Origin of the sequence: [Pseudopropionibacterium] massiliense (assembly GCF_900607225.1) — a bacterium.
GTDB lineage: Bacteria > Actinomycetota > Actinomycetes > Propionibacteriales > Propionibacteriaceae > Arachnia > Arachnia massiliensis.
The window spans coordinates 2,299,056-2,325,811 of sequence record NZ_LR027842.1; the positions used below are offsets into that span (position 1 = coordinate 2,299,056).

Genomic DNA, 26,756 nt, shown 5'->3' on the forward strand with positions numbered 1-26,756 from the left:
GGTTGCCTGAAGGTCAGCGCGACAAACAGATATAAAGCCCATCGAATCAGTCTCAACATGGCATCCAATGCTGGCTAGCCATCGTAGCTCGCATGACAGAATGGGGTTAGACATTGAAAGTTACTCCCGCTCCAGCTTCGGACTGGACAACACAGGATTACGGTGAACTATCAGAAGGCAGACGACAAAGATTAAGCAAACAAAGACCCCGGACAGCAACACTCCACCTTCCGCTAACCAAGACCCTATGAATAGTCCAACGCTCGGAGAGAGCAGCACGATGGCATCAATCCCGCCCAGCACGCGGGCTCTGTGCTCCTCGTCAATCTGTTTGACCGCATAGCTGAACAGCGGCTGACTTAGGGCGTCAAAGAGTCCATACAGTAGAAACGCTCCTACGACTAGCCCCATCGGAACCCCGGCGGTAGCTAAAACTACAGAGGCTCCACCTCCAATCATGCTCAATCGGAATAGTCGACCGACATGCCGGGAGAAACGTTCCACAATAACCAGTCCAATGATTTCTCCCACTGCAATTCCAGCGCGTATCATCGTGAGACTTTGCACGGATTCATCTATCGACAAGGCCAGTGGTAGCAGCTGAGGAACGAAACCATATGCAAGATTCGCTACGAAGAGTACAAGTGTGAAACCACGAAGAAACCTGCTCCTCATCAGGAGGCTGCCTACCAAGCGTAAGTCTCCAGCGAGTGTCAGGCGCTCCCTCGGTTTCCCAGCATCTCTCGTCGCTCCCGGGGTCGCAAAGAAGCACGCCACCGCAGCACACATGTATCCGAAGGCGACGATCATGACGACCACCGAGACGCTCACAAAAGCTATGAGCACTCCCGATGACAAGAGGCCTGCAGTACCTACCAGGCGGCCAGCAACGCCAGTCCTGGCTTGGAATTTGATGAACACCTCTGTCCGGAGTGACCGGGAGGCCATGATCAGGCTTGATCGTCGGAATATCGACTGACAGAAATCATTCGCGAGAACGAAGACAACTGCGGCAAGTACGTTCGTCAGGATGATCGGAACGAACGCCAAGAACGCAAGGAGCAGCAAGAGCGACCCTATCAAGCCCAGCAGCATGGTCGTACGGGGCGCATATCGGTCGACAATGCCACCAACCACGACCGACATGGCCGCCCTGAAGAGGAGCGATGAGGCCAGCACTGTCGCTGGGGCGAGCACAGAACCGAGGTTGGACGCTAGAGACCAAGCGACCTGCAAGTCCAACAGCAGATCGCTAATCGAAGCGGCAACTGTCGCTAGGAGAAGAAGGTTAGCGACTCGGCGCTGATGAGACATGCTCTGCATAAAAGGCCACAGCTAGCGCGAAGTAGTCGCAGCCAGCCTGACACGGGTATCCATTTGAGTCCTCTTCCGCGCGACAACCCCCTCCACAAAGGGCTGTCAGTCGACAGCCTTGACACACCGGCTTACTGAACATCAACTCTTTCCGAATCAGTCGTTGTGCATGAGCAGACAAGGTGGCGATCGTGTCGGTATCCAACAGATTGCAGATACGGTCCGCTCTATCTGTGCGCTTAACACATGGGCACACGCTTCCATCAGTATCAACACAGATCGCTGATATTCCTGCGCCGCAATGGGCTACAGGATATCCGGTCGTCTCGAATTGCATGTTATCCGCGAACTTGACCGTGTCCAGCACGGAATGCACATCTCCCGTCTTGGTAAACACATGGTCCAGCAGTCGTCGAAGCTGTTCCGTCGTCGGGCGTTCGGTGTCGGCAACCTATTTAACCATGAAGAACCCAGGCGAGCAACCTATCGCGGCAAAGTGATCATAAAACTCCGTGGCGGTATCCGCCGTCGAGCGGGTCAGCACCTGCATCACTCTGAAGGGGATGCCAGCTTCCTTTGCAAGCGCTACGGCTCGCATGGCCCTTGCGAAGCTGCCGCGTCCACGAGTAGGGCTGTTCGTCGCTTCGTCGTGACCGTCAACATCGGCCCGTGGCAGGTCATCGAATGCGACTTTTTCCCACTCCGTGGCGGCCCCGCCCTGAAACTGAGTCACGGACCCAGGGTATCGCCCTTCAAGTCGGAGAGCAGATCCTCAAGAAGTTCTTCCTCGTAGACGGTGCAGCCCTCCGGCATCCGCCAGGTGAACGCACCGGGCAGCCGGTCCCGGAGCTGGTTCACGATCCGCCAGCCGACGACGTCCCCGTCGGCCCGCACGTGACAGCGGACATCGCCGAGACCCGTCAGCAGCTCCCAGGCGGCCTGGCCGGGAAGCCCGAAGGTGCAGACCAGCGGCCGGGACGCCGCGCCGTGGCGATCCGCGGCGGCCTCCAGGACGGTCGGGTTCTCGCAGACGAAAACCTCCGTGCCCTCCGCCAGCCCCCAGCCACCCCGGAGCGACCGCAGGGTCAGCCACACCGGTTCCCCCGGGGCGGCGTGGCAGAGCCGCACCGCCGGGGCGTTCCCGGTCAGGGGCAGGTTCAGCACCAGCACCTGTGCCGAGACCGCGTCGCAGATCACCCCCGCGCCCGCCCAGGCCGCCGACCACAGCTGCGCGTCCTCCAGTGGGTCGCGGTAGCTCCCGCCCTCGGCGGCGGCGCGGCGCAGCTCCAGCGATCTGACGCAGGCCCGCCCCAGCGGCGTCGAACGGTCCAGGGCGTGCGGATCCCTGAACAGGGCGGCGGCCAGTTCCGCCAGTCGACGCGGCTCCTCCCCGGTGGCCGCGAGCACGTCCGCGACCTCACCGGCCAGCAGCGCCCACGACGGGGCAGGTTGCAGAATGCCCCGGGCCACCGCCGCCAGGTCCTCCCCCCAGCCGCCGACCGCATCTCGCAGCAGCGCCAGACCGGCCGCCCGGTCGGATTCCCGCGCCTGCTCCGCCTCGGCCCTCTCCCCCCGGAGATCCCGCAGGGGTCCCCCGAGCGCGACGAGCAACTCGTCCAGTCCGACGCCGTGGGCCTTCAGCCCCTGCCTGAGTTCCGCCGCCCTCACCCCCCTGCCGGATTCCCTCCACTCCGCCTTCAGGAACCGCCCGATGTCCCGACGCTCCGAGGGCGACCAATCCAGGGACACCTCACCCCTGTCCCCGCGCCAGCCGCGTTCCCTGCGTCTCCTGGCCTCCGCCAGCAGGCGAGCCGGTCCTGGTAGCCGCGCCCAGTCCAGCAGGTAGCCGGGCACGCTCACAGCAGCGGGTCCTGCCTCTCAGGCGCTCCTAGCGCCGGGGTTTCGATGGTCTCCAGCTGACCGCCCGCCCACAGTTCCAGCACCAGGTCGGCCCCGGGCATGGGTGCGGGCGCCCTGACCACCTGGTAGATGGCCGCGACGGGCACCGCGGCGACGTTGACGATCCTCCCCGGCCCGACCAGCAACACGTCGAGGTCGAACTCCCTGAACAGCTTCATCACGGTGGCGCGGTTGGCGGCGTCGAGCCCGTCGAAGGCCTCGTCCAGCCACAGCGGCCGGGGCCCGGTCGGCATCTCCTCGTACATGGCGGCGAGGGTGGCCACGAGCGGCATCATCAGCATCACCACGCGAGCACCGCCGGAGAGTTCCGCATAGCCCCGGCTGGTCAGCGGTCCCCACCTCCCGGAGCCGCGACGATGTTCCAGGTGGATGTCGTACCAGCTCCGGTAGTCCAGCCGCTCCGCCAGACCGTTACGCCAGTCGGCCAGCCCCGCACCCTGGGCCTCCCGTTTCACCTCGTCGACCCGGACCCTGAGGAACTCCCTGACCCGGGCCTCCACCTCGGGATTGCCCCAGGCGGGACCGCCGACGGCCTCCAACACCTGCCGGGTGGCGGCGTCCTTCGGTTCGAGGACGATCCTGAGCGCGGTGCGGTCGGTGCGGGTGGCGTGGGCCTCCAACACCTTGTTGATGCGCCCGACGAGCGCCTGGGTGGCACCTACCCGGTCCCGCAGGTGATCCATGAAGGTGGACCCGAGCAGCTGCCCGAGTGTGTCCTGCACCCGTTGGTCGTAGCCCTGGGCCAGTTCCTCCTGGATGGCCCGCAGCCTCGCGAGAGCCTCCGTGAGGGGGTGACCGGCGCCGTGCGAGTCGACCACAACGGTGACCCTCGGCAGGTCATCCACCTCGTCGATACGAAGGCTGCGGCCCCCCGCCTCCAGTTCCCCGCGGGCCTCGTTGGCGCCGGTGTGCAGCCTCCGCCAAGCGTTCTGGACCGCTTGGTCGGCCTGGTCCGGGTCCTCGCTCCAGGTGCGGATGGTGACCTGTTGGCTGACGAAACGCACCTGCGCCCGTACCTGCGCGATCGCCGTCGAGTCGGGTTCCGGCAGCTCCAGGCCGAGTTCCCCCGCCAGACCCGCGTCGACGAGCCGCCGGAACCATGCGAATGCGCGGTCGCGCTCAGCGGTGACCACTTCCCGTTCCCGTTCGGCGGCGGCGAGAGCCTCCTCGGCCTTGCCCACCCGGCCGGCCAGCCGAAGCAGTTCCCGCCCCAGTGCGGTGACCTGCGAGGCCACCTCGGCGGCCCGCGCATGCAGCGCCTCCAACTCCCGGACGATCTCCTGGTCATCCGATCCGATGGCCTTCTCCAAGGCCTGCACCCGGGATGCGGCAGATCCCAGCCGTTCCTCGGCGGCGCGCGCCTCGGCGGTGGCCTCGTCCCGCTGCCCCTCCTCTTCCGAGGCCACGGCGGACGCCGCTTGCCAGGCGCCACGGGCCAGTTCCTCCCGCTCCCCGGCGTGACGCAGGATCCCCAGCGCGTTCTCGGTACGGCGCAGGGCCTCCCGCACCTCCGCCAGTTCGGTCTCCCGGACCGGCAGATGATGCTGCGTGGCGAAGGTCAGCAGACCCGCCCGCCTGGCGTCGGCCTCCGCCCGCAATCCCCGGGCCCGGGCCTCGTGCTGCCCCGCCGTCTCCTCCGCCGAGGCCGCCAAGGTCTCCGCGGTCGCGGCGTCCCGGAGCAACCCGAAGAGCTCCCGGTCGTCAGGGGCCGAGGCCATCGCCCTCTGCAGGGAAGCCAGTTCGGCGGCCGCCCAGCTGGCCTCGGCCTCACGCTCCGTGGCCTCGGTGAGGGCCTCCTCCCGGACGCGGTTCAGCTCGGCCCTGCGCCGGGCCCGCCCCGCCTTCCGGGCCTCCTCCCCCAGGTACTCGGCGTTCCCGTCGGGGCAGCTGGCCCAACCCACCAGGGAACCGTTGCGCCAACGCCCGTCGAGCGCGATCGCGAGCCCGGTTCCCGGCAGCTCCTGATCCGCGTGGACCAGATGGACCCCCGCCAGCAGAGCCTCGACCCGTTCGCTCCACGGACCTGGAGCGGCCTCCAGCACCTCGCCGAGACCTCGTTCGACGGGTTCTTCGGCGACGGCCAGGATGTCGTCGGCGACGACCTCCTCGTCGCTCACCCACGCGTCGAGCAGCCCGGACGCGGCGAGCGCGGCCTCGATGGCGGCCAGTTCATTTCCCGGCAGGCCATCACGCGGATTCACGAGTCGCCAGACGGGGGCTCCGGTGTCGGGGCGTGAACGCCGCGCCCACAGCGCGGGCGGTTGCGGGTCCGTGGTTCCGGCCCGATCCAGTTCCTCGATGCGTCCGTCCAGTTCGCCGACGCGTTCCCTGGCGAGCCGACCCTGCATCTCGGATTCCCGCAGCCTCGCCTGGACCGGGGCGCACGCGGGCTCGAACCATTCCTCCCGGATGCGTTCCCTGAGCGGCCGCTGTGGGGTCCGGCCGTCGGGCAGGGCGGACTGCCAGGCCTCGACATCCAGGTCACCTCCGACCCCTTCCGCCCAGACGTCGAGTGCGGCCGCCAGCGAGTCTCGTTCCTGTTCGGCGGCCTCCCACGCGGTGTCGCGCCGCGTCCCGGACTCGACGGCGCGCTGCCGGGCCTCCGCCGCGACGTCCTCCGCGCGACTGGCCTCCTGATCGGCCAGGACCACCTCGCCCAGGAGCTGCTGGGCGCGTTTCACGTCACGTTGCCTGTCGCTCACCCGCTGTTCCGTCAGCACCGGGTCGAAGTCGGCGACGTCCACTCCCGCCTCCCGCGCCGCATATCGGGCATCGGCGAGCCGGTCGGACGTCTCCCTGCGGCGGGTTTCGAGAGCGGCCTCCGCGGCTTCCCGGGCCTCCTCCGATCTCCGGGCCGCCGCCTCGGCCGCCTCGGCGCGTCGGTTGGCCTCCGCGGCTTCCCGCCCAGCCATCTCCGCGACGGTGCGGGCGTGGGTCAGGCGGGTCAGTCTTCCCTGCGCATCCTGGTAGCGGCTGGAGTCCCGCAGCTCCTCGGCCGCCACCCGGGCGCCCTCCCCCGCGAGCTCCAGTGAGCGGCGTTCCTCCTCCACCACGGCCCGCCGCGCGTTCGCCTCCGCGAGGTCCCGTCGCGCATCCCGCTCTCGGCGGGTGACGTTGTCGAACGCGGTGATCGCGGACCTGCCCCTGTCCGCGGCCCTTCGCAGCACCGCCCGCACCCAGGGCCGCCAGGAACGCACGGTGAATCCCTCCACCACCTCGACGGCCTCCGCTGCGCGATCCAGGTCGGCGCGGATCTCATCGAGCTGGTCCCAGCCGTCGGCGAGCTGATTGATCTCTGAGCGGTCGAGCTCCGGCAGGGCGTCGTGCAGACGATCGCTGATGAAACGCACCTGGAGCTGTTCCCCCAGTTTCGGGGTGCGGGTGACCCGCAGCAGCTTCCCCACCGCCTCCAGTTTCTCGGCGGTGCTGCCCAGCAGCCGGGAGGCCACCTCGCTGCGGTAGGCCGCAGCGCTCGGGTGCCTGGTGAATCCCTCGGCCGTCACTTCCTTGGGCGGCACCACGCGGCGGGCGGACAGCAGGTCGCAGCCGCCACGCACCCGGTCCCCGCCGGAGAGGGTGCACCAGTGGAGGCGCATGTCGGCGGCGGCACCTCGGGCCTCCGCGAACAGAAGCGTGGTGAAGAACTCCTCGCCCTCGTCTGTGCGGCGCCCGTACTCCACCCACAGCCAGCCGTGGTGGGTGGAGGCGGTGGCCTCGCGGCGATCTGAGTCGCGGCCGGTGGGTTCGACGTAGTAGCGGAAGGTCTTCCCGGAACGGCCCAGCGTGTCGATGTTGCTGGATGCGACGTCCGCCAGCCACGGGATCAGGGTGGTCAGTGCCATCAGCGACGACTTGCCGGTTTCGTTGCTGCCCATGAGCTGCACCCAGCCGTCCGCGTACCAGTACTCGGTGGTCTCGAACTCCCACAGGTTCACCACTCCCGCACGCAGCACCTGCCAGCGGTCAGCCCGGGCGGGACTGGGCAGTTCCCCCGCGACGACGGCGTCGCGCCACGACTTCAGTTGCTCGGCATCAAGCATCACTCCTCCTCACCCTGGGTCAGTTCGGCATCGCGGTAGCGTCCCGCTGCCGGGGTGAGAATCCAGTCCCCGGCCTCCACCCTCAGCAGGCCGAGTTCCGTCAACCGTCCCGCCACGGCGTCGCGGATCGCACTCGGGGATTCCCGCAGGGCAACCGTGAGCTGTTTGCCCCTGTCGCGGTGGATGTCCGCCGCGGCGGCCAGCACCCGGTCGGCGGGAACCCGGTGGAATCCTTCCGCCCCCGGGCACAACGCGTCGATCATGGCCAGCGTCACCCAGTCCAGGGTGGTGGCGTCGGGGAAGCCGCAGACCAGCCCCTCGGGCAGTTCCCGGGAGGCGGGCATCACCAGCACGAGGGCGTCGCTTCGCACCTCGACCCGGCCGCCCGTCAACTCCTCGGCCCGCTCCGCCAGGCGGCTGCGCTGCCGGGTCAGGTAGTCGCGGTGGGATTCGGGAAGCTCCTGCGGGTACAGGGCCTGGCATTCCACCAAGGTCCGCAGCATCTCCTGTCCCCGGATGTCCTGGCCGCTGTCGACCCGGCGGGCCAGGGCCAGGTCGACGTCGTTGGTGTCCACCAGCAGCATCAGGGCGTCCCGGTGCAGCAGGTAGCCGGCGCCGATCCCGGATCCGGTGCGTTCCCAGTCGTTCTGCAGGGTTCCGGATGTGCGTTCCTCCAGCACCCCGTGTTCGGTGAGCAGATGAACGGCGGCGAGCAGCCGCTGCCGGTCCGGGCGGCGGTTCGGGTCGTAGGGCCAGCCGCCGTTGATCTGCGCAAGCCGCGCCACGTCGTCGGAGAGTTCCTGGAGGGTCAGGGACTCCCCGGATCTGGCTTCCAGGCAGCTCGCGGCGTAGAGGGCCAGGACCAGCTGGCCACGGGGCGGCGGCGTGGCCGCGGGCAGGGCCACTCCCCCTCCGATGGGTGGCCTGCGCAGCCGGTAGCAACGGTTGATGCCCACCAGGAGATAGCCGAGCCGTTTGGCCCAGACGTTCAGGGTGGCGGCGTGTCGGTGCACCAGCACGTGCAGCTCGGGATGCCGCCAGGGCGTGACGACGGGACTCGCCAGCAGGCCGGTGAAGGCGGCCTGGATCTCGGAGTGGTCGTTGCCCAGCATCACGAGGTGAACTCCACCAGGGCATCGGCCAGCACCAGCCGCCCTTCCTCGGTCCGGCAGACCGCGGAGCGGGGAGGATGGACGGGGATCAGTTTCATGGTGCACCTACCATCAGCTGTGGTGCCCGTCCCCTCTGATTCCCGGGCCGAGGTGAGCAGGTCCAGGAAGAGCCGGGTCTCCTCCGCGGTCAGGGCGCTCCAGTCACTGAGGTGCGTGCCGGACCGGGAAACCAGGCGGTGTTCGGCCTCCCGCAGCGTGGCCTGATCATGGGCTGCGGCCGCGCGGGCCAGCGCCCTGGCCCGCGAACGGTCCACCACGCGGGGGGCCCGGCCGGACAGGGAACGTCGGCCCTGGGAACGCAGCCGTTTCGAAACCGGAACGGGGGGCGCCTTCCACACGCTGGGGACCCCCGGCACCTCCGGGGCCTCCAGGGCCAGGTGCCTGGCGGAGTAGAGCCCCGTGCCGGAAGCGAAGACCCGCCAGGCCTCCGCGTCGTCCTCGGCCCCTGCGACCGCTTCCGCCAGCCGGGCCAGCTCCGCGGCCCGGGAGACCGTTCCCCCGACCGCGAGCAGTGCCCGGTGCCCCCGGAGCACCGGGGTGACGGCGTCACGCATCTGGCGGCGGAGTCTGGTGGCCTGCGGCAGTTCGCCGCTGAACCAGCGTTCCAGGACTGCGACGATGCCCGCCAGGTGAGTGGTTGCCCGGGTCACCGTCTCCGTGTTGATCTCGGCGCCGAGGCGCTGCAGGGTCAGGGCCCGCCAGGTTTCGGGACCGATCTCCCTCAGGCCCGGCAGGCAGGCCGTGATGCGCCCGGACCAGGCATCCACCCCGGCACCCCAGGCGTCGACGTAGGCGAGGATGGTCTCCAGCAGGCGCGTGATGCGGGTCTGGTCGGGAACCCCGCCGAGCGCCGCGGCCATCCGCGACTGCCACTGGTTGGCCTCCCGGGCCATGGCCTCCAGGGTGGTCTCGACCACGGAGAACTCCCTTGATGCGTCCTCGATGCGTTCCCCCGCCAGGGCGTCCAAGGCGGCCTGGAGCCGGTCGGCCAGCACCGCCGGGGCCAACAGCACCGCCGTGGAACCCGCCCCGAGGTCCTCCTCGATGGCCCTGACGGCCTGGTTGAGGGCCGCCCCGGCCTCGGTGAGCTGGTAGCGGTAGCGGTTCCGGAGGAACTCCTCCTCGGTGGTGGCCCGGTCCTGCCAGGCCTCGCAGGTGCCCCAGGAGACCAGCGACGCGAGACGATCGGAAAGGTTGAGCTCACCGATGAGTTCTGCTGCCGTCTCCTCCGGCAGCCGGGCACGGATCAGTTCGGTCAGTTCGTCGTGGCCCACCCCCGTCAACGACACCTCCTGCCGGGCCGCCAACACATCCACGATGAGCCGGTACTGCCGGGCGTGGGAACCGACGAGGTAGCTTGCGGCGCGGATCTCCCCGGGGGTCGCGAGCAGGTTCCAGGGCGACAGTTCTCCTTCTCGCGCTTCGGTCACGAAACCACCCTACCCAGCTCTCCCGTCAGGAAACGGGAGTGGCCCCCGGGAGTTCCCGGGGGCCATCATCGTGTGTGGCGGGAGGGGTCAGAGACCTTCACCCGTCTTCGGGAGACCGGGCTTGATCGGCGGCATGTCTGTGGGCCGGGCCGGTGTGCTCGGGTCCGTACCGGGCGGTGTCGCGGTGCCGGTCGGGGAAACCGTCGGTTCGGCAGTCGGGGAGGTCGTCGGTTCGGCCCCCTTGTTCACCTCACCGGTGATGGCCTCCGTGACGCCCTGGGCGTTGTCGAAGGCGACCGCCATGTATCCCAGCGGTTTCTGGTCGGCGTAGGCGGCCTCGTTGCGTTCGAGGTTGAAGGTCTTCGAATCGCCCTGGTTGACCTTGAAGAACTGGCCGTCGTTGAAGGGCTTGTTCGTCGGGTCGTACTGCGCCCACTGCTCAATGGTGTCCACGGCCGCCACGTTCCTGAGGTCGGTGGCATTGGCGGTGTAGCTGAACTTGCCCGTGATGCCGACCTGGCTGGCGACGACCTGCAGCACCACTGTGCTGGAATCCGTCGGGGAGAGGGTCACCGAGCCGGAGGCGTAGACCTGCCCGTCGGAGAGATCCGCCACGAAAACCTCGGCGATCCCGTTGATCTGCCGTTCCCGAACCTGCCCGGAGTCCATGCTGATGATCCGGTAGTCGGCCTTGCCGTCATTGTTGTTGTCGATGTCGACGTTGTACATGATCTGTGCCGGGTTGGAGAACCGGGAGCTGGAGTTCAGCGCAAAGTTCACGGTTCTGAACGACTCGTCGCCGTAGCTCGCCACCCCGACGCTCGCCAGGTCCTGGCCGCTGTCGATCCCGTCCGGGATGTCGGCCGGGTCGCTCAGTCCCCACGTGTAGAGCGCGGTGTAGGCGCCGACCGCGCCGCCCTCGTTGGTGAAGGTGACGTCGGTGCCCTTGGGGGTGAGTGTGTTGGCCGCCTTCACGTTGGACAGGGAACGCGGAACCAGCAGGTACGGCATGGTCAGGGTCTTCCCGCCGGCGCCGGTGAACTTCAGGTTGCCGGAGGCCTCGTAGAACCACGGCGAGTTCGGGCTGTTGATGCCGCTGGGCACGTCGGCGGCCGACATGGTGATCGTGACGTCGACATCCACGCTACCGTCCGCTGGCACCGTGACCTGTTCCTGACTGAAGGAGATGGTGGCCTTCTTCGACTTCTCGGCCGGCTGTGAGCTGGCGGTGAACTGTGCCGCTTCAGATCCCTTGTTGACGAGGGTGACCTTGCGGGTGACCTCGAAGGTGGTGGCCGACTCCGCATACCCGAAGCTGAGTCCCGGCTCCCGCACCACGGTGCCGTTCACGTCCGAGGAGTCACCGTAGGCGACGACGGAGGCGCCGACCGCTTCGGCAGGATCGACCAGGCCACCCGCCAGGGTGGGGTCGTAGCCGCTGACCTTCTCGGGGTCTGCGGTGTTGACCAACGAGGCCGCGATCTCCTGGGCGTTCCAGTCCGGGTGGGCCTGGACCGCGAGGGCCGCGACGCCGGTGACGTGCGGGGTCGCCATGGAAGTACCCGAGTCGACGCGGCCCTGATTGCCGGACCCGACCGCCGCCGACAGGATCGAGACCCCGGGTGCGGTCACGTTCGGGCGCACGGCCGAATCGCCGGTGCGCGGACCCGCCGAGCTGAAATCGGCGAGCCCACCGTGGCTCCCGTTGGGAATCTCGGTGGCGGTCAGGGTGGCTTCCTTGTCGTGCGCGGCGATGATTGTCTCGGCGTCGGAGGACTTCACCCCGAGCAGCGGGACGCTGACCCGCCACTGCTCGCCGGTCTCGGGGTTGCCCGTGATCAGGCCCTCGTAGGGCGGGAATTCATCACTGTCGTTGATCATGATGGCTCCCGCGAGCCCCCAGCGCTGGGCGTTCATGGCGCGCAGCACACGAGCGCAGTCACCGCGTCTGGTGACCACGATCGCTCCACGGGGAACGCTGGCGTACTCGTCGCGGTCACAGCCGGTCGAGACCTGGTTGTCCTCGGTCCTGAGGACGTGGAGTTTCGCACTCTGGGGAAGCTTGGCACCGTTGACGTTGATGGTCTGCACCGTCGTGCCGTCGATGCTGAGCTGCGCGCCCGGATAGTTCTTCAGCGCGTCGTTGGCAGCAACGGAGATCACTCCGGCACCGGTCGCGGGTGAGGACGTCAGGTAGGGCTGCGAACCGGCGTTGCCCGATGCGGAGACCACCACGATACCGGCGGCCACCGCGTTGGAGACGGCGACGGCATCGGGATCCGTGGCCTTGCCGAACGGCGAACCGAGCGACAGGTTGATCACGTCCATGTGATTCTTGACGGCCCAGTCGATGGCGTCGGCCGTCAGGTCGCTCTGTCCCTCGCACCCGAAGACCTTCAACGCGTACAGATCGGCCTCGGGCGCAACTCCGGGACCGACCCGGAACTCGTTGTCGTAGGTGGTGGAGTCGTAGGGCCCCTTGTAGGTGTCGCCGTCCGCGGTCACACCCGATCCGGCGGCGGTGGCCGCCACGTGGGTTCCGTGCCCGAACTTCTCGCAGTCGATGGGGTTGTCGTCCGGCTGCGGGGTGTTCTGCCCGGTGTAGGAGTCGCCGGCGAAGTCATAGCCGCCCTTGACCCGTGAACCGTAGTAGGGGGTCGGATCCGTGGCCGCGGTGGCCTCGGTGAACGCGTCCGGGGTTCCTTCTCCTCCGAAGGTTGCATGGGTGTAGTCGATTCCGCTGTCGATGACGGCGATCTTGACGCCCTTGCCCGTGTAGCCGGTTCCTCCGGCTCCCTGCCAGGTGTTCGGGGCCCCGATGTAGGGCACACTCGTGGTGTTGCTCCGCTCATGAACGGGAATGGCCTGCACACCCTTGACCCCGTCGATACCCTCGACCTCAGCCACCTGGTTGCTGTTTATCGTCACCCGCAGGCCGTTGTAGGCGGACTGCAGACGGTTCTCGACCGTACCTCCCAGGGAGGTCACCTGCGCAGCTACCTTGTCCTGGGAGTTGGAGAGCCTTTCCTGTATCTGTTTTTCCTCTTCCTCGCTCAAGGAACCGCCCTTGTTCGCCTTGACGACCGCAACGGGGTCCTCCGCGAGCTCCACCATGACCGTGACCGGCCCCTTCTCCTGGAGGATCTTCTTCGCGGTTTCGGCGGGAATCTCGGTCTTGGGGGCTGATTTGATCAGGTCGGACATGTTCTGCGGGTCCGTCGTCTCGTCAGCCGTCGCGGTTGCCACGGGGGTGAGGAGAGCCAGCACCCCCATCATGGCCATTAGTCTGCTACGTCGCACAGTTCTACCTTTCATAATCGGGAGTGCGACCCTGTCCGGCACCGCAAAGGTAGCGACATGCCGTCCAGGCACTTTAGGCAAACCTTAATTATCGCGGGCTGTTTTGTGAACCCCTCGCATTGAAAATGGTCGCGCCGCGCCCTCTTCGCGTCACTGCTGCTACCCTTCCGGAACGCCGGGGTGCCCCACCGCAAGGGGCTGAGATCAAACTCGTCGAACCTGATGCAGTTCGCACTGACGAAGGGAGCGCCATGAACATCGCGTCCGTCCTTGCCCGCCTCCGTGCCACGACCCCGCTGGTCCACTGCCTGACCAACACCGTGGTGCCGCAGATCACCGCCAACGTCCTGCTGGCCGCCGGCGCCGCGCCCGCGATGATCGACCTCCCGGAGGAGGCGGGGATCTTCGCCGGGATCGCCTCCGCGGTGCTGATCAACGTCGGAAACGGCTCCTCGGAGCAGCACGCCGCCCAGCGGGTGGCCGCGAGGACCGCCCACGAGACCGGCACGCCGTGGGTGCTCGACCCGGTCGCGGTCGGCGCGCTGCCGGTGCGCACCGCCCTGGCCCGGGAACTGCTGACGCTGTCGCCCACCGCGATCCGGGGCAACGCGTCCGAGATCCTCGGCCTGGCGGGCACCGGCGCCGGGGGGCGGGGCGTGGATGCCACCGACCCCGTCGAGGCCGCGGTGGATGCGGCCCGGGGGCTGGCCGACGGGCACGGGAGCGTCGTCGCGATCTCCGGGGAGACCGACGTGGTGGTCAGCACGTCGCGCACCACCCGCGTGCACGGCGGCGACCCGCTGATGCCGCTGGTGATCGGCACGGGATGTTCGCTCGGCGCGCTGGTCGCGGCGGCACTCGGCGCCACCCGGGAACACCCCTGCCCGCACGACACGGTCGTCGCCGCCCACGCCCTGTTCGCGGCCGCGGGCATCGTGGCGGGCCGCGAGGCGAGGGGCCCGGCCAGTTTCGAGATCGCCTGGCGCGACGCCCTCCATGCGCTGACCCCCGAGGAGGTCGCGTCCCTGGTCACCGTCGAGGAGGCCTGATGCGGGTCGACTGGCGGCTCTACTACGTCACCGACCCCGACCTGTCCGGTGGCCGTGACCGCGTGGCCCACACCGTGGAGCAGGCCGTGCTGGGCGGGGCGACGGTGATCCAGTTCCGCGACAAACAGGCCGACGAGAACGCCTTCCGGGAGGGTGTGATCGCCTGCCGGGAGGCCATCGAATCCGCCGTGGCCAAGGGCGCGGCCGGGGCGGAGCTGTTCGTCAACGACCGCCTGGGGATCGCGGTCGAGCTGGGAACCCACCTGCACATCGGGCAGTCCGACGGCGACCCCGCAGCGATCCGCGAGGCGCTCGGACCGGACCGGCTGCTGGGGATCTCCGTCAGCAACCGGACCGAGCTGGACGCCGTCGCGGCGATCGGGTGCGCCGACGTGATCGGCCTGTCGCCGGTGTGGAGCACCAGCACCAAGACCGACACCGCCCCGGCGCTGGGGCTCGACGGGATCCGGGAACTGCTTGCAGCCCGGCCCGCGGGCCTGCCCGCGGTGGCCATCGGGGGGATCAACGCCGCCAACGCCGCCGAGGTCATCGCGACCGGGGTGGACGGCATCTGCGTGGTGTCCGCGATCGCGGCCGCCGCCCGTCCCCGGGAGGCCGCGGCACGCTTGAGAAAACTCTGGGAGAAACCATGACACCGAGAACCGCCCTGTCCATAGCGGGCTCCGACCCGAGCGGTGGCGCCGGGATCCAGGCCGACCTGAAGACCTTCGCCGCCCTCGGGGTGCACGGCATGGCCGCGCTGGCGGGCCTGACGGTCCAGAACACCCAGGGCGTGCGGGCCGCGCAGCCGGTCGATCCGGGATTCGTCGTCGCGCAGGTGGAGGCCGTCCTCGACGACATCGAGGTGCACGCCACCAAGCTCGGGATGCTCACGAACGCGGGGATCGCGGAGGCGGTGGCGGACCTGATCGCCGCGCGCCGCGCGGATTTCGGTTTCCTGGTGCTCGATCCCGTGATGGTCGCGACCTCGGGCGACAGGCTCCTGGCGGACGACGCGGTCGAGGTGGTGCGCACCCGGTTGCTGCCGCTGGCCGACCTGGTCACCCCGAACGTCCCGGAAACCGCGGTGCTGGCGGGTTCCTCACCCGCGGACGACATCACGGAACTCCAGGCGCAGGCGGAGAACCTCGTGGCGGCGGGTGCTCGCGCGGTGCTTGCCAAGGGTGGGCACCTGGATGGTGAGGAGCTGACCGATCTCCTGGCCACTCCGAACGGCACCGCCCGGTTCACCAGTTCCCGGGTGGACACCCGGAACACGCACGGTACCGGTTGCACCCTCAGCTCCGCGATTGCCGCCGGTGCGGCAATCGCCGGAATCGCACCTGGTGATTTCATCCCGGAGCACGTGATCATCGGGGCCCGCGACTTCCTGCACCGCGCCATCACCGCCGGGGCCGCGTGGCGGCTCAGTCGTTCCCCCGGAACCGGACACGGCCCGGTCAACCACCTGATCAACCTCGAAGGAGAACGAACATGATCTGGCGTACCCGTGAGTTCAGCGCCCTGGCCTGGGAACGCATCGCCGGGATCCGGGAACGCATCGACCGGCTGCCGCTGCTGCTCCAGTTGGCCGACGGCACCCTGGAGCCGCGTCGTTTCGTCGAGTACATCGTCCAGGACGATTTCTACCTTCAGGGCTATTCCCGGGCCCTGGCGCTGCTGGCCGCCCGGGCCCCGCACGCAAGGGCACGTTCCTTCTGGGCGCAGAGCGCCGGGGAGGCCGTCGCTGCCGAGACGCTCATGCACGACGCCCTCCTGAACGACCCGCTGCTGCGCTCCGCCCCGCACGCGGCAGCTCCCTCCCCCACCACCCGCGGCTACGTGAACTTCATCCAGACCGCGGTCGCCTACGACCCGTACCCGGTGGGGGTGGCGGCGGTGCTGCCCTGCTACTGGGTCTACGCACAGGTGGGCCTGGACCTGGCCGAACGGGCCGGGGCGGTGGAGAACCATCCCTACGGAACCTGGGTGGCGGCCTACGCAGACCCGGCCTTCCAGGAAACCACGGCCACCGCCATCGAGCTGCTCGACGAGGCGGCCGAGGCCGCCGACGATGCGACGAGAACGGTCATGCTCGAAACCTTCGCCGACGCCACCCGCTACGAGGAACTGTTCTGGGAACGCAGCCACTGCCTGGAGGCCTGGACCCTGTGACCCACCCCTGCGCGGATCCCGCGGCAGATGCGGGACAGGACCCGGCATTGGATCCGCAGATTCGGTTTTTTTGGGTAGATTTTCCCGCAAAATAGCTGTACATTGCTGGGGACCTCCTCGCCTGATGCTCGCGCATCCTCACCGAAGGAACCCCATGGCTCTCCGTAAACTCGGAACCTCCCTGTCCGCCCTGGCGCTCACCGCGCTGCTCACGCTCACCGCCTGCGGCGCAGGCGGCCCGGCGACCTCCTCCAGTTCCGCACCTGCGGCCTCGCTATCCGGTGCCACGCGCGTCGTCGACGACGAGCTGGGGCAGATCACGGTCCCCGCCGAGTCGAAACGAATCGCGACCACCGCCCCGGCCTACACCACCGCCGTCCTGCTGCTGGGCGGGGCCGACAAGCTCGTCGCCCTGGAGGACAACTACGGCAAGAACGAATGGATCAAGGGCAAGTACCCGCAGTTGGCGAAACTGCCGGTGGTTTTCTCCGGCAACGAGGTCAACATGGAGGAGCTCACGAAACAGGACCCCGACCTCGTGATCTACGCCTCGCGGTACGGGGAGAACAACCTCAAACAGCTCCAGGAACTCAGCATCGCCACCGTCTCCAGCCCCAAGGGCAGCGACAAGCAGGGAAACAAGATCGACCAGCTGCGCGCCCGGCAGGTCTACCTCGGTGAGGTCATCGGCGGTGTGCAATTGGACAAGGCGAAGAAATACTCCGAGGAGTACTTGGCGATCAGGTCCGAGATCGAGGCGAAAACCGCGAGCATCCCGGAGGCGGAACGCCCCACGGTGGTGCAGCTCTCCGGTGCGGGTGACTCCCTCCAGGCCAACAACGGCTCCGCCATCGGGCAGGAGCTCATCACCCTCGCGGGCGGCATCAACGCCGGCGCCGGGGCCACGGGCGAGTCGAAGGGCCCGTCCGGCCAGACGAAGATCGACCCGGAACAGCTTCTCAGCTGAGACCCCGAGCTGCTGCTGGTCGACAGCGCCAAGATCCGCGACTCCATCAAGTCCGATCCCGTGCTCTCCGGCCTGAAGGCGGTGCAGAACAACAACGTCATCGTCGTCCCGAACGGCGCCATGGCCTGGGCCTACAACGGCCCCGAGGAATACCTCAACAGTACTTCTTCGCCAAGGCGGTCCATCCGGAGCTGTTCAAGGACATCGACATGGAGGCCAAGACGAAGGCCTTCTACAAGGAGTATTTCGGTTTCGACCTGACCGACGACGATGTCAAACACCTGTTCAACCTCACCGACGGGCAGGGTGTCGAAGACGTCTTCAGCTTCCAGCGAAGCTGATTCCGTGGCGGTCCGGGGGAAGGACACCGGAGGGGCGGAGGTCCTGGTGAACCGCCAAGGCCGCCGCCCGGTTCCGTTCCCGGTGGTTCTCGCCCTGGTGCTGGCGGTGCTCGTGATCACGATCGCGGTATCCTTCGTGATCGGCCGTTACGCCATCGACCCGTGGCAGGCCATGCGGATCATGGCGTCGAAGTTCTTCACCGTGGAACACACCTGGCGGGAACTCGACGCGAAGGTGATCTGGGAGGTGCGCTGGCCCAGGACCCTGATGGCCGTGCTGGTCGGGGCCGCGCTGTCCTGCTCCGGCGCGGTCTACCAGGGAGTTTTCCGCAATCCCCTGGTCTCCCCCGACATTCTCGGGGTCTCCGCCGCCGCCTCGTTCGGGGCGGCACTGGCGATCGTGCTGGCGGGGGCCTTCTCACCGCTGGTTCCCACCCTCGCATTCGGTATGGGCATCCTGGGCGTGCTGCTGGCCTACGGCCTGGCGAAGGTGAGGGGCATGACCCCGACGATCATGCTGGTGCTGTCCGGGGTGGTGGTCAGCTCGATCTTCAACGCCGGGGTCTCGATCATGAAATACCTGGCGGATCCCGAGAACGACCTGCCCGCCATCACCTTCTGGCTGATGGGTTCCCTGTCCGGGATGCGCTGGGACAACCTGGCCTTCGCGGCCCCGATCATCCTGGCGGGGCTGGTAGTGGTCATGATCGTCTCGTGGCGGCTGAACCTGCTGACCATCGGCGACGCCGAGGCCCGGTCCCTCGGTGTCAACACCCAGCGAACCCGGATGGTCACGATCATCTGCGCCACAGCCATGACCGCGACGGCCGTGTCGCAGAGCGGCGCCATCGGCTGGGTGGGGTTGGTGATCCCGCACATGGCCCGGATCCTCGTCGGCCCCGACCACCGGAAACTGGTGCCCGTTGCGGCCACGCTGGGGGCGGCCTTTCTGTTGATCATCGACAGCCTCACCCGCACCGTCTCCGAATCCTCCCTACCGTTGTCGATCCCGATCGCGCTGGTGGGGGCGCCGTTCTTCGCGGTGCTGCTGCGCCGTTCCAAGGGGGTCTGGATCCGATGACCCCGGTGCTGCGCGTGACGGATGTCGAGTTCGGATACCACCCGGGAAAACCGGTCCTACGGGACATCAGTTTCGAGGTCTCTCCCGGCGAGGTGTTCATCATCCTGGGCGCCAACGGCTGCGGTAAGTCGACGCTGATGCGCACCATCCTGGGGGAGCACAAACCCACCTCGGGAAGCATTACCATCAGCGGCGACGAGGTGACCTCGCTCGGCGTGAAACAACTGGCCCGGCGGGTGGCGATGGTTTTCCAGGACCATTCCGCCCCATTCCCGTTCACGGTCCTGGACGTGGTGAAAATGGGCCGCACCCCGCACCTGCCGCCGTTCGGTTCCCCCACCCGCAAGGATCAGACCATCTGCCTGGAGGCCTTGGAAACGGTGGGATTGCGGGACCTGGCCCTGGAACCGTACACGCAGCTCTCCGGCGGCGAACGTCAGCTGATCCTGATAGCCCGTGCCCTGGCCCAGCGCACCGAAGTGGTGATGATGGACGAACCGACCAGCCACCTCGACTACCGAAACGCCACCACCGTGATCTCAACCGCCCACACCCTCGCCCACGAGCAGGGCAAGGCGGTGGTGATGATCACCCACACGCCCGATCAGGCGTTCTACTACCCGTCACGCACCGCTTTGATGAAGAACGGCCGTTTCTTCGCCTCCGGTCCGAGCGAGGCCGTGCTGACGAGGGAGAACCTCAGCGAGGTCTACGACATGGACATGCTGGTGCTGACCGCCTCGGATGACGACGGCCACGAATATCTCACCTGCCGTCCCGCCCTCGAAGAAAAAGAGTCCCGCTGGTAGGGATCCCTCGAACCGGTTGAAACCGAGCCGCGTCGGAGGGCCCCGGGGAACCTCTTCAGATTCCGCACCTCGTGAAAACGATGTGTCCCGGCCCCTTCCGGAACCGGGACACACCTTCCGAGGAGGTCAGTCCTCGCGCTGTTTCAGTACCGCCTTGGCGGCCGCGAAGCGGGCGATGGGCACCCGGTATGGGGAGCAGGAGACGTAGTCCAGGCCGACGGACTGGAAGAACTCCACCGAGTCCGGGTCGCCGCCGTGTTCTCCGCAGACGCCGGTCTTCAGGTTCGGTTTGATGGAGCGTCCCTTCGCGACACCGATGTCGACCAGCTGGCCCACGCCGTCCACGTCGATGGACTCGAACGGGTTGCGTTCCAGTACCTTGCTCGTGACGTACTGGGTGAGGAAGCCGTTCTCGGCGTCGTCGCGGCTGATGCCGATGCCGGTTTGGGTGAGGTCGTTGGTGCCGAAGCTGAAGAAGTCGGCGTACTCGGCAATCTGGTCCGCGACCAGCGCGGCGCGCGGCAGCTCGATCATGGTGCCGATCGTCACCTTCAGCTCCTTGCCTGCGGCCTTCAGCTCCTCGGCGACCGTCTTCTCCACGATCTCGCGCTGGATCTCCAGTTCCTTCGACAGGGCCACCAGGGGGATCATGATCTCCACGCCGATCGTCTCGCCCTCGCGTTCCAGCACCGCCAGGGCGGCACGGATGATGGCTCGGGTCTGCATGGCCGGGATCTCCGGGTAGAGCATCGCCAGACGGCAGCCGCGGGTGCCGAGCATCGGGTTGAGCTCGTGGAGGCGTTTGACCTGGGCGAGGGTGGCGCGCGCGGCCTCCAGCTCGGAGGCGTCACCGCCCGTCAGTTCGAGGCGCTGCACCAGCAGCGACTGCTCCACCAGGTTCGGCAGGAACTCGTGCAGCGGCGGGTCGAGGAGCCGGACAGTGACGGGAAGCCCCTTCATCGCGGTGAAGATGCCCTCGAAGTCGGCCTGCTGCATCGGCAGGATCTCGTCGAGCGCATCCGCACGCGCCTCGTGGGTCTCCGCCAGGATCATGCGGCGCACCGCGGGCAGCCGGTCGGTGGCCATGAACATGTGCTCGGTGCGGCACAGCCCGATGCCCTCGGCGCCCAGTTCGCGGGCCTTGGACGCGTCCTCGAAGTTGTCGGCGTTCGCACGCACCCCGAGTTCGCGGACCTCGTCGGCCCACGTGACCACGCGCTGGAAGTCCTCGTTGATGTGCGGCGGGATCAGTGCGATCTCCTGTCCGAACACGTCGCCCGTGGAGCCGTCGAGGGTGATGACCTCACCCTCCTTGATGACCCGGTCGCCGACGGTGAGGGTGCGGCCCTTGGCATCGATGTGGATGCCGGAGGCGCCCGCGACGCAGGGTTTGCCCATGCCGCGCGCCACCACCGCCGCATGGGAGGTCATGCCGCCGTGGGCGGTGAGCACGCCCTGGGCGACGATCACGCCGTGGATGTCGTCGGGGGTGGTTTCGTAGCGCACCAGCACCACCGCTTCACCACGCCCGCCACGTTCGGCGGCGGTGTCGGCGTCGAAGACCACCTCGCCGACCGCGGCACCCGGGGAGGCGGGAAGGCCCTTGGCGATGGGTTTCTCGGTGTGCGACGGGTCGATGGCGGGGTGCAGCAGCTGGTCGAGCTGGTCCGGTTCGATGCGCAGCAGCGCCTCCTCCTTGGTGATGACTCCCTCGTCCACCAGGTCGGAGGCCACCTTCAACGCGGCGGCCGCGGTGCGTTTGCCGTTGCGGGTCTGCAGCAGGAACAGCCTGCCGTTCTCGACGGTGAACTCCATGTCCTGCATGTCGCGGTAGTGGGCCTCCATGCGGCGCATCGTGTCGATGAGCTCGCCGTAGGCCTCTGGCAGCACCTCGCGCATCTCCGCGAGCGGCCGCGGGGTGCGGATTCCCGCCACCACGTCCTCGCCCTGGGCGTTGACCAGGAATTCACCGTAGAGTTCCTTGGCACCCGTCGAGGGGTTGCGGGTGAAGCACACGCCGGTGGCGGAGTCGTCGCCGCGGTTGCCGAAGACCATCTGCATGACGTTGACGGCGGTACCGAGATCGGAGGGAATGTTGTTGGCGCGGCGATACACCTCGGCGCGGGGGTTCTGCCAGGAACGGAACACGGCGTTCACGGCCCGGTGCAGCTGCTCGACGGGGTCGGAGGTCCACTCGCCGCCGAGGTGCTCGTTACTGATCTCCTTGAAGGTGGCGACCAGTTCCTTCAGGTCCTCGGGCCCCAGATCGGTGTCGAGCTCGACGCCGCGTTTGCGCTTCAGTTCGGTCAGTGCGTCCTCGTAGGCGTAGGCCGGGACACCCTCGACCACCTCGCCGTACATCTGGATGAAACGGCGGTAGCAGTCCCACGCGAAACGCTCGTTGCCGGATTCCTTCGCGATGGCGGCCACCGAGTCGTCGGAGACACCGAGGTTGAGGATGGTGTCCATCATGCCGGGCATGGAGAACACGGCACCGGAACGCACCGAGACCAGCAGCGGGTTCTCGGAGCCGCCGAGCTTGCGTCCCGTGCGTTCCTCCAGCCGGGCCAGGCCCGCGTTGATCTCGTCCGCCAGGCCGTCGGGCCACTCGCCGCCCCGGTTCATGGTTTCCACGCAGGCCGTCGTGGTGACGGTGAAGGCGTCGGGGACAGGAACCCCGACCCGGGCCATCTCGGCGACGCCCGCCCCCTTTCCCCCGAGCAGGTTACGCATGGTCGCGTCACCTTCCGAGAGGTCGTAGATGTAGCGTTTCTCGCTCATTCGCGTTTATCTCCCTTGATTGTTGCGACGGTTCTACCTCGTCCGGCCTCAACTTTAGCGGCTTCCCGCGCTGACCGGTCAATCTGCGCACATTGAGGCTTATTCACAGGTGGGGCACCGGCCGACGCAGTCCTCTGGCGAGGGGACTGTGGCCACGGCCTCGAAGGGCGGGAACCGGTTGAGGCGGCCTGCTTGCCCTGCGAGCCGGCCGCCTCGAAACCCCCGTTGGTCGTGTCCGGGGGATTGCGGCGGGCTCTGGTGGTTTCGAGGTGGACCGCTCCTTCGTCGCGATCCGGCTCACCCGGCTTCGGGGAGACCGTGAATAAGTCTCATTGCGTCGTTCCGCGAAACCTCGAGACCCTTGACGCTGTCAGTTGCGTGAGTAAAATTGTTACATGTTGAAACCATTGGCCGGAATTGCAGGAATGGTGTTGACCGTGTCTCTGGCCGCATGTGTCGTGGATGCCACTGCTGATCCCGGGGATCCGGGAACCGAGGAATCCCCCATCGGACTCCCCATCATGCCCGCCCCCACTGCGTTGCCCAGCAACACGGTCGTGGTGGAACCACCGGCAACCCACATGGAGGCCATCCGGACCGACCTGAACGAACGTGGCGTGGCCGGTTCCGAGGCAACCCTGGTGGAGGCTCACAGGAAAACCTGGAGGAGTGGCGCTCTGGGTTGCCCGATCCCCGGGGCCGTCTACACCCAGGCCCTGGTGGATGGTTGGCAGGTGGTGGTGAAGGTCGGGGACACCACGTACGACTACCGCTTCGGTTCGACCCCCTCCCCGATGCTGTGCGAGAACAGCCTCCCGACCTTCGTCGGCGCACCCACCAAGGATCCCTCGGACATCTGATCACCGACCCAGGCGGCTGGGGAGACAGCGATCAGGGATGGCCCCGCATCAGCGGGGCCATCCCTGGTTCAGATCCGATTCAGATCCTCATCCCAGATCTCCCGTCTTGGGCAGACCCGGTTTGATCAGAGTCCGGCTCGGGTTGCTGGTCGGGGTGGGTGAGGCAGGAGCACCCGGATCTCCCGGGGTCGACGAGCCCGAAGGAACCGGTTCGGTCGGGCCGGCTCCGGTCAGTGCACCCGTGATCGCCTCGGGCGTTCCCTGATCGTTGTCGAAGACCACTGCCATCCATCCCAGCAACTTCTGCTCCTCGACCTCTGCCGCCTTGCCCTGTGAAATGGGCACGTCCTTCGACTCGCCGGCGGGCACCAAGAAGTTCTGGCCGTCGTTGAGGGGCTGGTTGTTCAGGTCATAGGTGGCATGGCCGTCCGTGCTGTCCCTCACGGTGGTGTTGGCTGCGTTCTCGGTGTCAACCCAGTACTGGAACCTGCCGGTCACACCGAGATCGGATGCCTTGGCCTGGAGGATCACGGTACTGGAGTTGCTGGGTGCCAGGGTGTAGCTTCCCGCTCCGGCGATCGTGTTGCTGGCCGGGTCGGAGACGAACACCTCGGGAATACCGTTGTAGTAGTCATCCCGCGCCTTTCCGGAATCCATGCTGGAGATCACACGGTCAGCCGCACCGTCGCCGTTGGTGTCGATCGAGACGTAGTACTTGTTGCCGGCCGCGTTCGAGTGACGTGTGTGACTGTTGATCGCGAACATCAGGGTCTTCTCACCATTGAGCGTGGCGCTGCGGACACCGACGTTGGCGATGTCGACACCGTCACTCGCATCCACGTCCGTGCCCTTCGGAAGGTCACCCTTCGGGTCGGTGAAGCCCCAGTCGAACAGGTCACCCCTGGCGGTGTAGACACCACCCTGGTTCTGGAAACTGATCGCGGAGGCATCGGAACTTGTCTGCCCGGTCACCTTGGTGGTGGAGCGAGGAACCATCAGGTAGGGAATGCTCAACGTCGTGGACCCGGAGGTGAACTGCACGTTGCCCGAGGCCTCGTAGAAATTCGGGGAGCCATCGGTCTTGAGGCTGCTCGGGACGTCGGATGCCTTGAGCCCCAGGGCCACCGTGACATCGGCAGTGCCGCCAGCGGGAACGGTGACCTTGGTGCTGCTGAGACCGACCTGCGCGGGCAGGCTCTGGCTGGAGGCCTTGACCTCCCCGGTGAAGGTGACCTCCGAATTGCCCTTGTTGACGAGGGTGATCGTCTTGGTTCCCTCGAAGGAGCCATTGGATTCCTGATAGTTGAAACTGACCGTGGAATCACGGAGCGTCTTGCCATCCACATCGGTGGAGTCACCGTACGCGAAGACCTGTGTGGCGGTGGAGTCGGCGGGATCCACCAGACCACCACCACGAGTGGGACCGTAGTTGCTCACCTTGGATGCGTCGGCCGTCGAGACGATCGCCGCTGCGATCTCCTGGGAGTTCCACGACGGGTGGGCCTGCTTGGTGAGGGCCGCGACACCCGCCGCGTGCGGAGTGGCCATGGATGTGCCGGACAGGATGTTGGCCTCGGTCCCGGATCCGACCAGGGCCGAGGCGATGGATGCGCCGGGCGCCACCACGCTGGGCCGCAGGGCGGAGTCACCGCTGCGCGGACCGGCGGATGTGAAGTTGGCGTAGCCGGTGAAATTCGCGTTGGGGATCGTGTTCGCCGCGAAGGTCATCTGCTTGCCATCGGCAGCGGCCAGGGCGGCGCCGTCGGAATGCTTGACGCTGAGGAAGGGAATTGTCACATCCAGCTGCTCCCCGGTAGTCGGGTTCTTGGTGATTTTTCCCTCGAAACCGGAGTAGTCATCGCTGGAGTTGATCATGATCACGGCAGCCGCCTTGTGTTTCTGCCCGAGCAGGGCCCGGGCCACGCGGGCGCAATCGCCCCGTGCGGTGACCACGACGGATCCCTCCGGTACATCGGCGTAGTCGGAGTCGCGGCAGCCGAGGGAGACGTTGCCCTCCGCGTCCTTGAGCACATGCACGGGAGCGCTGGTGGGAAGCGTCGCGTCATTGGCGTTCATCGCCTGGACGCTGTCGCCACCGTCGACGGTGAGCTGCGCGCCCGGATAGTTCTCCGTCGGATCGCTGGCGGCAACGGAGATGACCCCGGCGCCGGCCGCCGGGGAACCGGTCAGGTAGGGCTGCGAGCCGTAGTTGCCGGCTGCTGCCAGCACGACGACACCCGCGGCGACGGCGTTGGAGGCCGCGATCGATTCGGCGTCGGAGCTCTTGCCGTAGGGCGAACCGAGTGACATGTTGATCACGTCCATCTTGTTCTTCACGGCCCAGTCGATGGCCTCCGTGGTGACGTTCGTGGATCCCGTGCACCCGAAGACACGAACCGAGTAGAGCTCGGCCTTGGGTGCGACACCGGGCCCCACCCTGAATTCGTTCTCATAGGTCTTCTGGTCGTAGGCGCCGCTGTAGGTCGTTCCGTCGGCGAGAACACCGGCCCCGCCGAGCGTGCCTGCAACGTGGGTTCCGTGCCCGGCCTTGGCGCAGTCAATGGGGTTGTTGTCGGGCCGTGGGGTGTTCGAGCCGTCGTAGTCGTCGCCGACGAGGTCGATCCCGCCCTTGACGTGTGGCGCGTCGGGTCCGTACCAGGCCGGGTTGGGGGTGGCTGCGGCGGTCTGCTCGTTGAACGCCTCGACCGTTCCCGGTCCGCCGAAGGTGGCGTGGGTGTAGTCGATTCCGGTGTCCAGAACAGCGACCTTGACACCCTCACCCGTGTATCCGGCCCCGCCAGTGCCCTCCCACACCTTCGGGGTTCCGATTACAGGAACACCGTGGGTGTTGTCGCGGTCATGGACCGGAGCAGGATGAATGGCCTTGACCTCGGGCAGGGTCTCGAGCGTCTTCAATTCGCTGCTGTCGATGCTCACACGCATGCCGTTGAAGGCTGACTGCATCTTGCTCTCGACGGCGCCTCCCTTGGCCTTGATGGTCTCGGCGACCTGATCCTGGATGCCCGATAGCTTGTCCTCGATCTGCTTCTCCTGACCGGAGTCGATTGTGCCTCCGCTCTTGGCCTTGACCACGGCAACGGGATCGTCCTTGAGCTCCACCATGATGGTGACCTTGGCACTGCCGCCGAAGACCTCCTTGATCGCGGCGTCCCGGATCCTTCCGGCCGGGGCCGGAGCGATCAGACTGGCCAGGTCTTTCTCGCTCGGTTCGTCCGCGGTGGCCACGGACACCGGAAGAACGAGCGCCAGGGCACCCGCAACAGCTAGTAGTTTCCTACTTCGCAAGGTTCTGCCTTTCCTTGTACGACGGACCCACCCGGGTCCACAAAGGCCCTCGTTTCCCTTCCCCTTCTCAGATCTCCGCTCCGAGTGAAAACGACGACCGAGTGCACATTAGTCCGCAGCAAGACCACCACCCAACCCCGCTGGTATTCCTGAGACACCCGAAAAAGTTGATCCATGAAAAGAAATGAGACCTCCGGGGATTCCCGGAGGT

General features: G+C 67.2%; 19 protein-coding genes and 1 riboswitch. Of the genes, 9 read left to right on the top strand and 10 right to left on the bottom strand.

What is annotated here, in order from left to right; all coding sequences use genetic code 11:
* Positions 1-120: 120 nt before the first annotated feature.
* From E0E39_RS10275 to E0E39_RS10310, 8 genes are all read right to left on the bottom strand, one after another.
* Positions 121-1,323, bottom strand: coding sequence for an MFS transporter (locus tag E0E39_RS10275; protein ID WP_041696247.1), 1,203 nt, complete (start codon positions 1,321-1,323; stop codon positions 121-123).
* Positions 1,289-1,651: an SPASM domain-containing protein gene (locus E0E39_RS16800; RefSeq protein ID WP_390872502.1), complete on the bottom strand. Its 363-nt coding sequence runs from the start codon at positions 1,649-1,651 to the stop codon at positions 1,289-1,291. The genes E0E39_RS10275 and E0E39_RS16800 overlap by 35 nt, the downstream gene beginning before the upstream one ends.
* Positions 1,652-1,765: 114 nt before the next feature.
* A complete protein-coding gene (locus tag E0E39_RS10285; RefSeq protein ID WP_130874650.1) occupies positions 1,766-2,047 on the bottom strand; it encodes a hypothetical protein in 282 nt (93 codons plus the stop codon).
* Positions 2,044-3,174 (bottom strand): TIGR02679 domain-containing protein, encoded by a 1,131-nt coding sequence (locus E0E39_RS10290; protein WP_130874651.1) that lies wholly within the window; start codon positions 3,172-3,174, stop codon positions 2,044-2,046. The genes E0E39_RS10285 and E0E39_RS10290 overlap by 4 nt, the downstream gene beginning before the upstream one ends.
* A complete protein-coding gene (locus E0E39_RS15800) occupies positions 3,171-7,274 on the bottom strand; it encodes an SbcC/MukB-like Walker B domain-containing protein (RefSeq protein ID WP_165444736.1) in 4,104 nt (1,367 codons plus the stop codon). The genes E0E39_RS10290 and E0E39_RS15800 overlap by 4 nt, the downstream gene beginning before the upstream one ends.
* Positions 7,274-8,386, bottom strand: coding sequence for a TIGR02678 family protein (locus E0E39_RS10300; protein ID WP_130874652.1), 1,113 nt, complete (start codon positions 8,384-8,386; stop codon positions 7,274-7,276). The genes E0E39_RS15800 and E0E39_RS10300 overlap by 1 nt, the downstream gene beginning before the upstream one ends.
* A complete protein-coding gene (locus E0E39_RS10305) occupies positions 8,386-9,876 on the bottom strand; it encodes a DUF2397 domain-containing protein (protein WP_130874653.1) in 1,491 nt (496 codons plus the stop codon). Before E0E39_RS10305 ends, E0E39_RS10300 begins: the two co-directional genes overlap by 1 nt.
* Before the next feature lie 87 nt (positions 9,877-9,963).
* Positions 9,964-13,152, bottom strand: coding sequence for a S8 family serine peptidase (locus E0E39_RS10310; protein WP_130874654.1), 3,189 nt, complete (start codon positions 13,150-13,152; stop codon positions 9,964-9,966).
* A gap of 190 nt (positions 13,153-13,342) precedes the next feature.
* Positions 13,343-13,439: riboswitch (TPP riboswitch) on the top strand.
* Here E0E39_RS10310 and thiM point away from each other — a divergent pair.
* The 8 genes from thiM (at position 13,428) to E0E39_RS10345 (ending at position 19,598) form a co-directional block, all read left to right on the top strand.
* On the top strand, positions 13,428-14,225 hold the full coding sequence (thiM, locus tag E0E39_RS10315; RefSeq protein ID WP_130874655.1) for a hydroxyethylthiazole kinase: 798 nt from the start codon (positions 13,428-13,430) through the stop codon (positions 14,223-14,225). (Overlaps the previous riboswitch by 12 nt.)
* A complete protein-coding gene (gene thiE, locus E0E39_RS10320; protein ID WP_130874656.1) occupies positions 14,225-14,878 on the top strand; it encodes a thiamine phosphate synthase in 654 nt (217 codons plus the stop codon). The genes thiM and thiE overlap by 1 nt, the downstream gene beginning before the upstream one ends.
* A complete protein-coding gene (gene thiD / locus E0E39_RS10325; protein WP_130874657.1) occupies positions 14,875-15,723 on the top strand; it encodes a bifunctional hydroxymethylpyrimidine kinase/phosphomethylpyrimidine kinase in 849 nt (282 codons plus the stop codon). Before thiE ends, thiD begins: the two co-directional genes overlap by 4 nt.
* Positions 15,720-16,400, top strand: coding sequence for a TenA family protein (locus E0E39_RS10330; protein ID WP_130874658.1), 681 nt, complete (start codon positions 15,720-15,722; stop codon positions 16,398-16,400). Before thiD ends, E0E39_RS10330 begins: the two co-directional genes overlap by 4 nt.
* Before the next feature lie 154 nt (positions 16,401-16,554).
* Positions 16,555-17,367 carry an ABC transporter substrate-binding protein gene (locus E0E39_RS10335; protein WP_165444738.1) on the top strand — a complete coding sequence of 271 codons (813 nt, stop codon included), beginning with the start codon at positions 16,555-16,557 and terminating at the stop codon, positions 17,365-17,367.
* A gap of 209 nt (positions 17,368-17,576) precedes the next feature.
* Positions 17,577-17,708 (top strand): hypothetical protein, encoded by a 132-nt coding sequence (locus E0E39_RS16630; protein ID WP_281275591.1) that lies wholly within the window; start codon positions 17,577-17,579, stop codon positions 17,706-17,708.
* A gap of 4 nt (positions 17,709-17,712) precedes the next feature.
* Positions 17,713-18,789 carry a FecCD family ABC transporter permease gene (locus E0E39_RS10340; RefSeq protein ID WP_207302477.1) on the top strand — a complete coding sequence of 359 codons (1,077 nt, stop codon included), beginning with the start codon at positions 17,713-17,715 and terminating at the stop codon, positions 18,787-18,789.
* Positions 18,786-19,598, top strand: coding sequence for an ABC transporter ATP-binding protein (locus E0E39_RS10345; protein ID WP_130874660.1), 813 nt, complete (start codon positions 18,786-18,788; stop codon positions 19,596-19,598). Before E0E39_RS10340 ends, E0E39_RS10345 begins: the two co-directional genes overlap by 4 nt.
* A 126-nt stretch (positions 19,599-19,724) precedes the next feature.
* Here E0E39_RS10345 and ppdK read toward each other — a convergent pair whose 3' ends face one another.
* Positions 19,725-22,379, bottom strand: coding sequence for a pyruvate, phosphate dikinase (ppdK, locus tag E0E39_RS10350; protein ID WP_130874661.1), 2,655 nt, complete (start codon positions 22,377-22,379; stop codon positions 19,725-19,727).
* A gap of 395 nt (positions 22,380-22,774) precedes the next feature.
* Between ppdK and E0E39_RS10355 the strand changes: the two genes are divergently transcribed.
* The gene (locus E0E39_RS10355; protein WP_130874662.1) at positions 22,775-23,239 is read left to right on the top strand and encodes a hypothetical protein; all 465 of its coding nucleotides are present in this window, start codon (positions 22,775-22,777) and stop codon (positions 23,237-23,239) included.
* A gap of 87 nt (positions 23,240-23,326) precedes the next feature.
* On the opposite strand, the gene E0E39_RS10360 is transcribed toward E0E39_RS10355, so the two are convergent.
* Positions 23,327-26,545, bottom strand: coding sequence for a S8 family serine peptidase (locus E0E39_RS10360; protein WP_130874663.1), 3,219 nt, complete (start codon positions 26,543-26,545; stop codon positions 23,327-23,329).
* Positions 26,546-26,756: the final 211 nt, after the last annotated feature.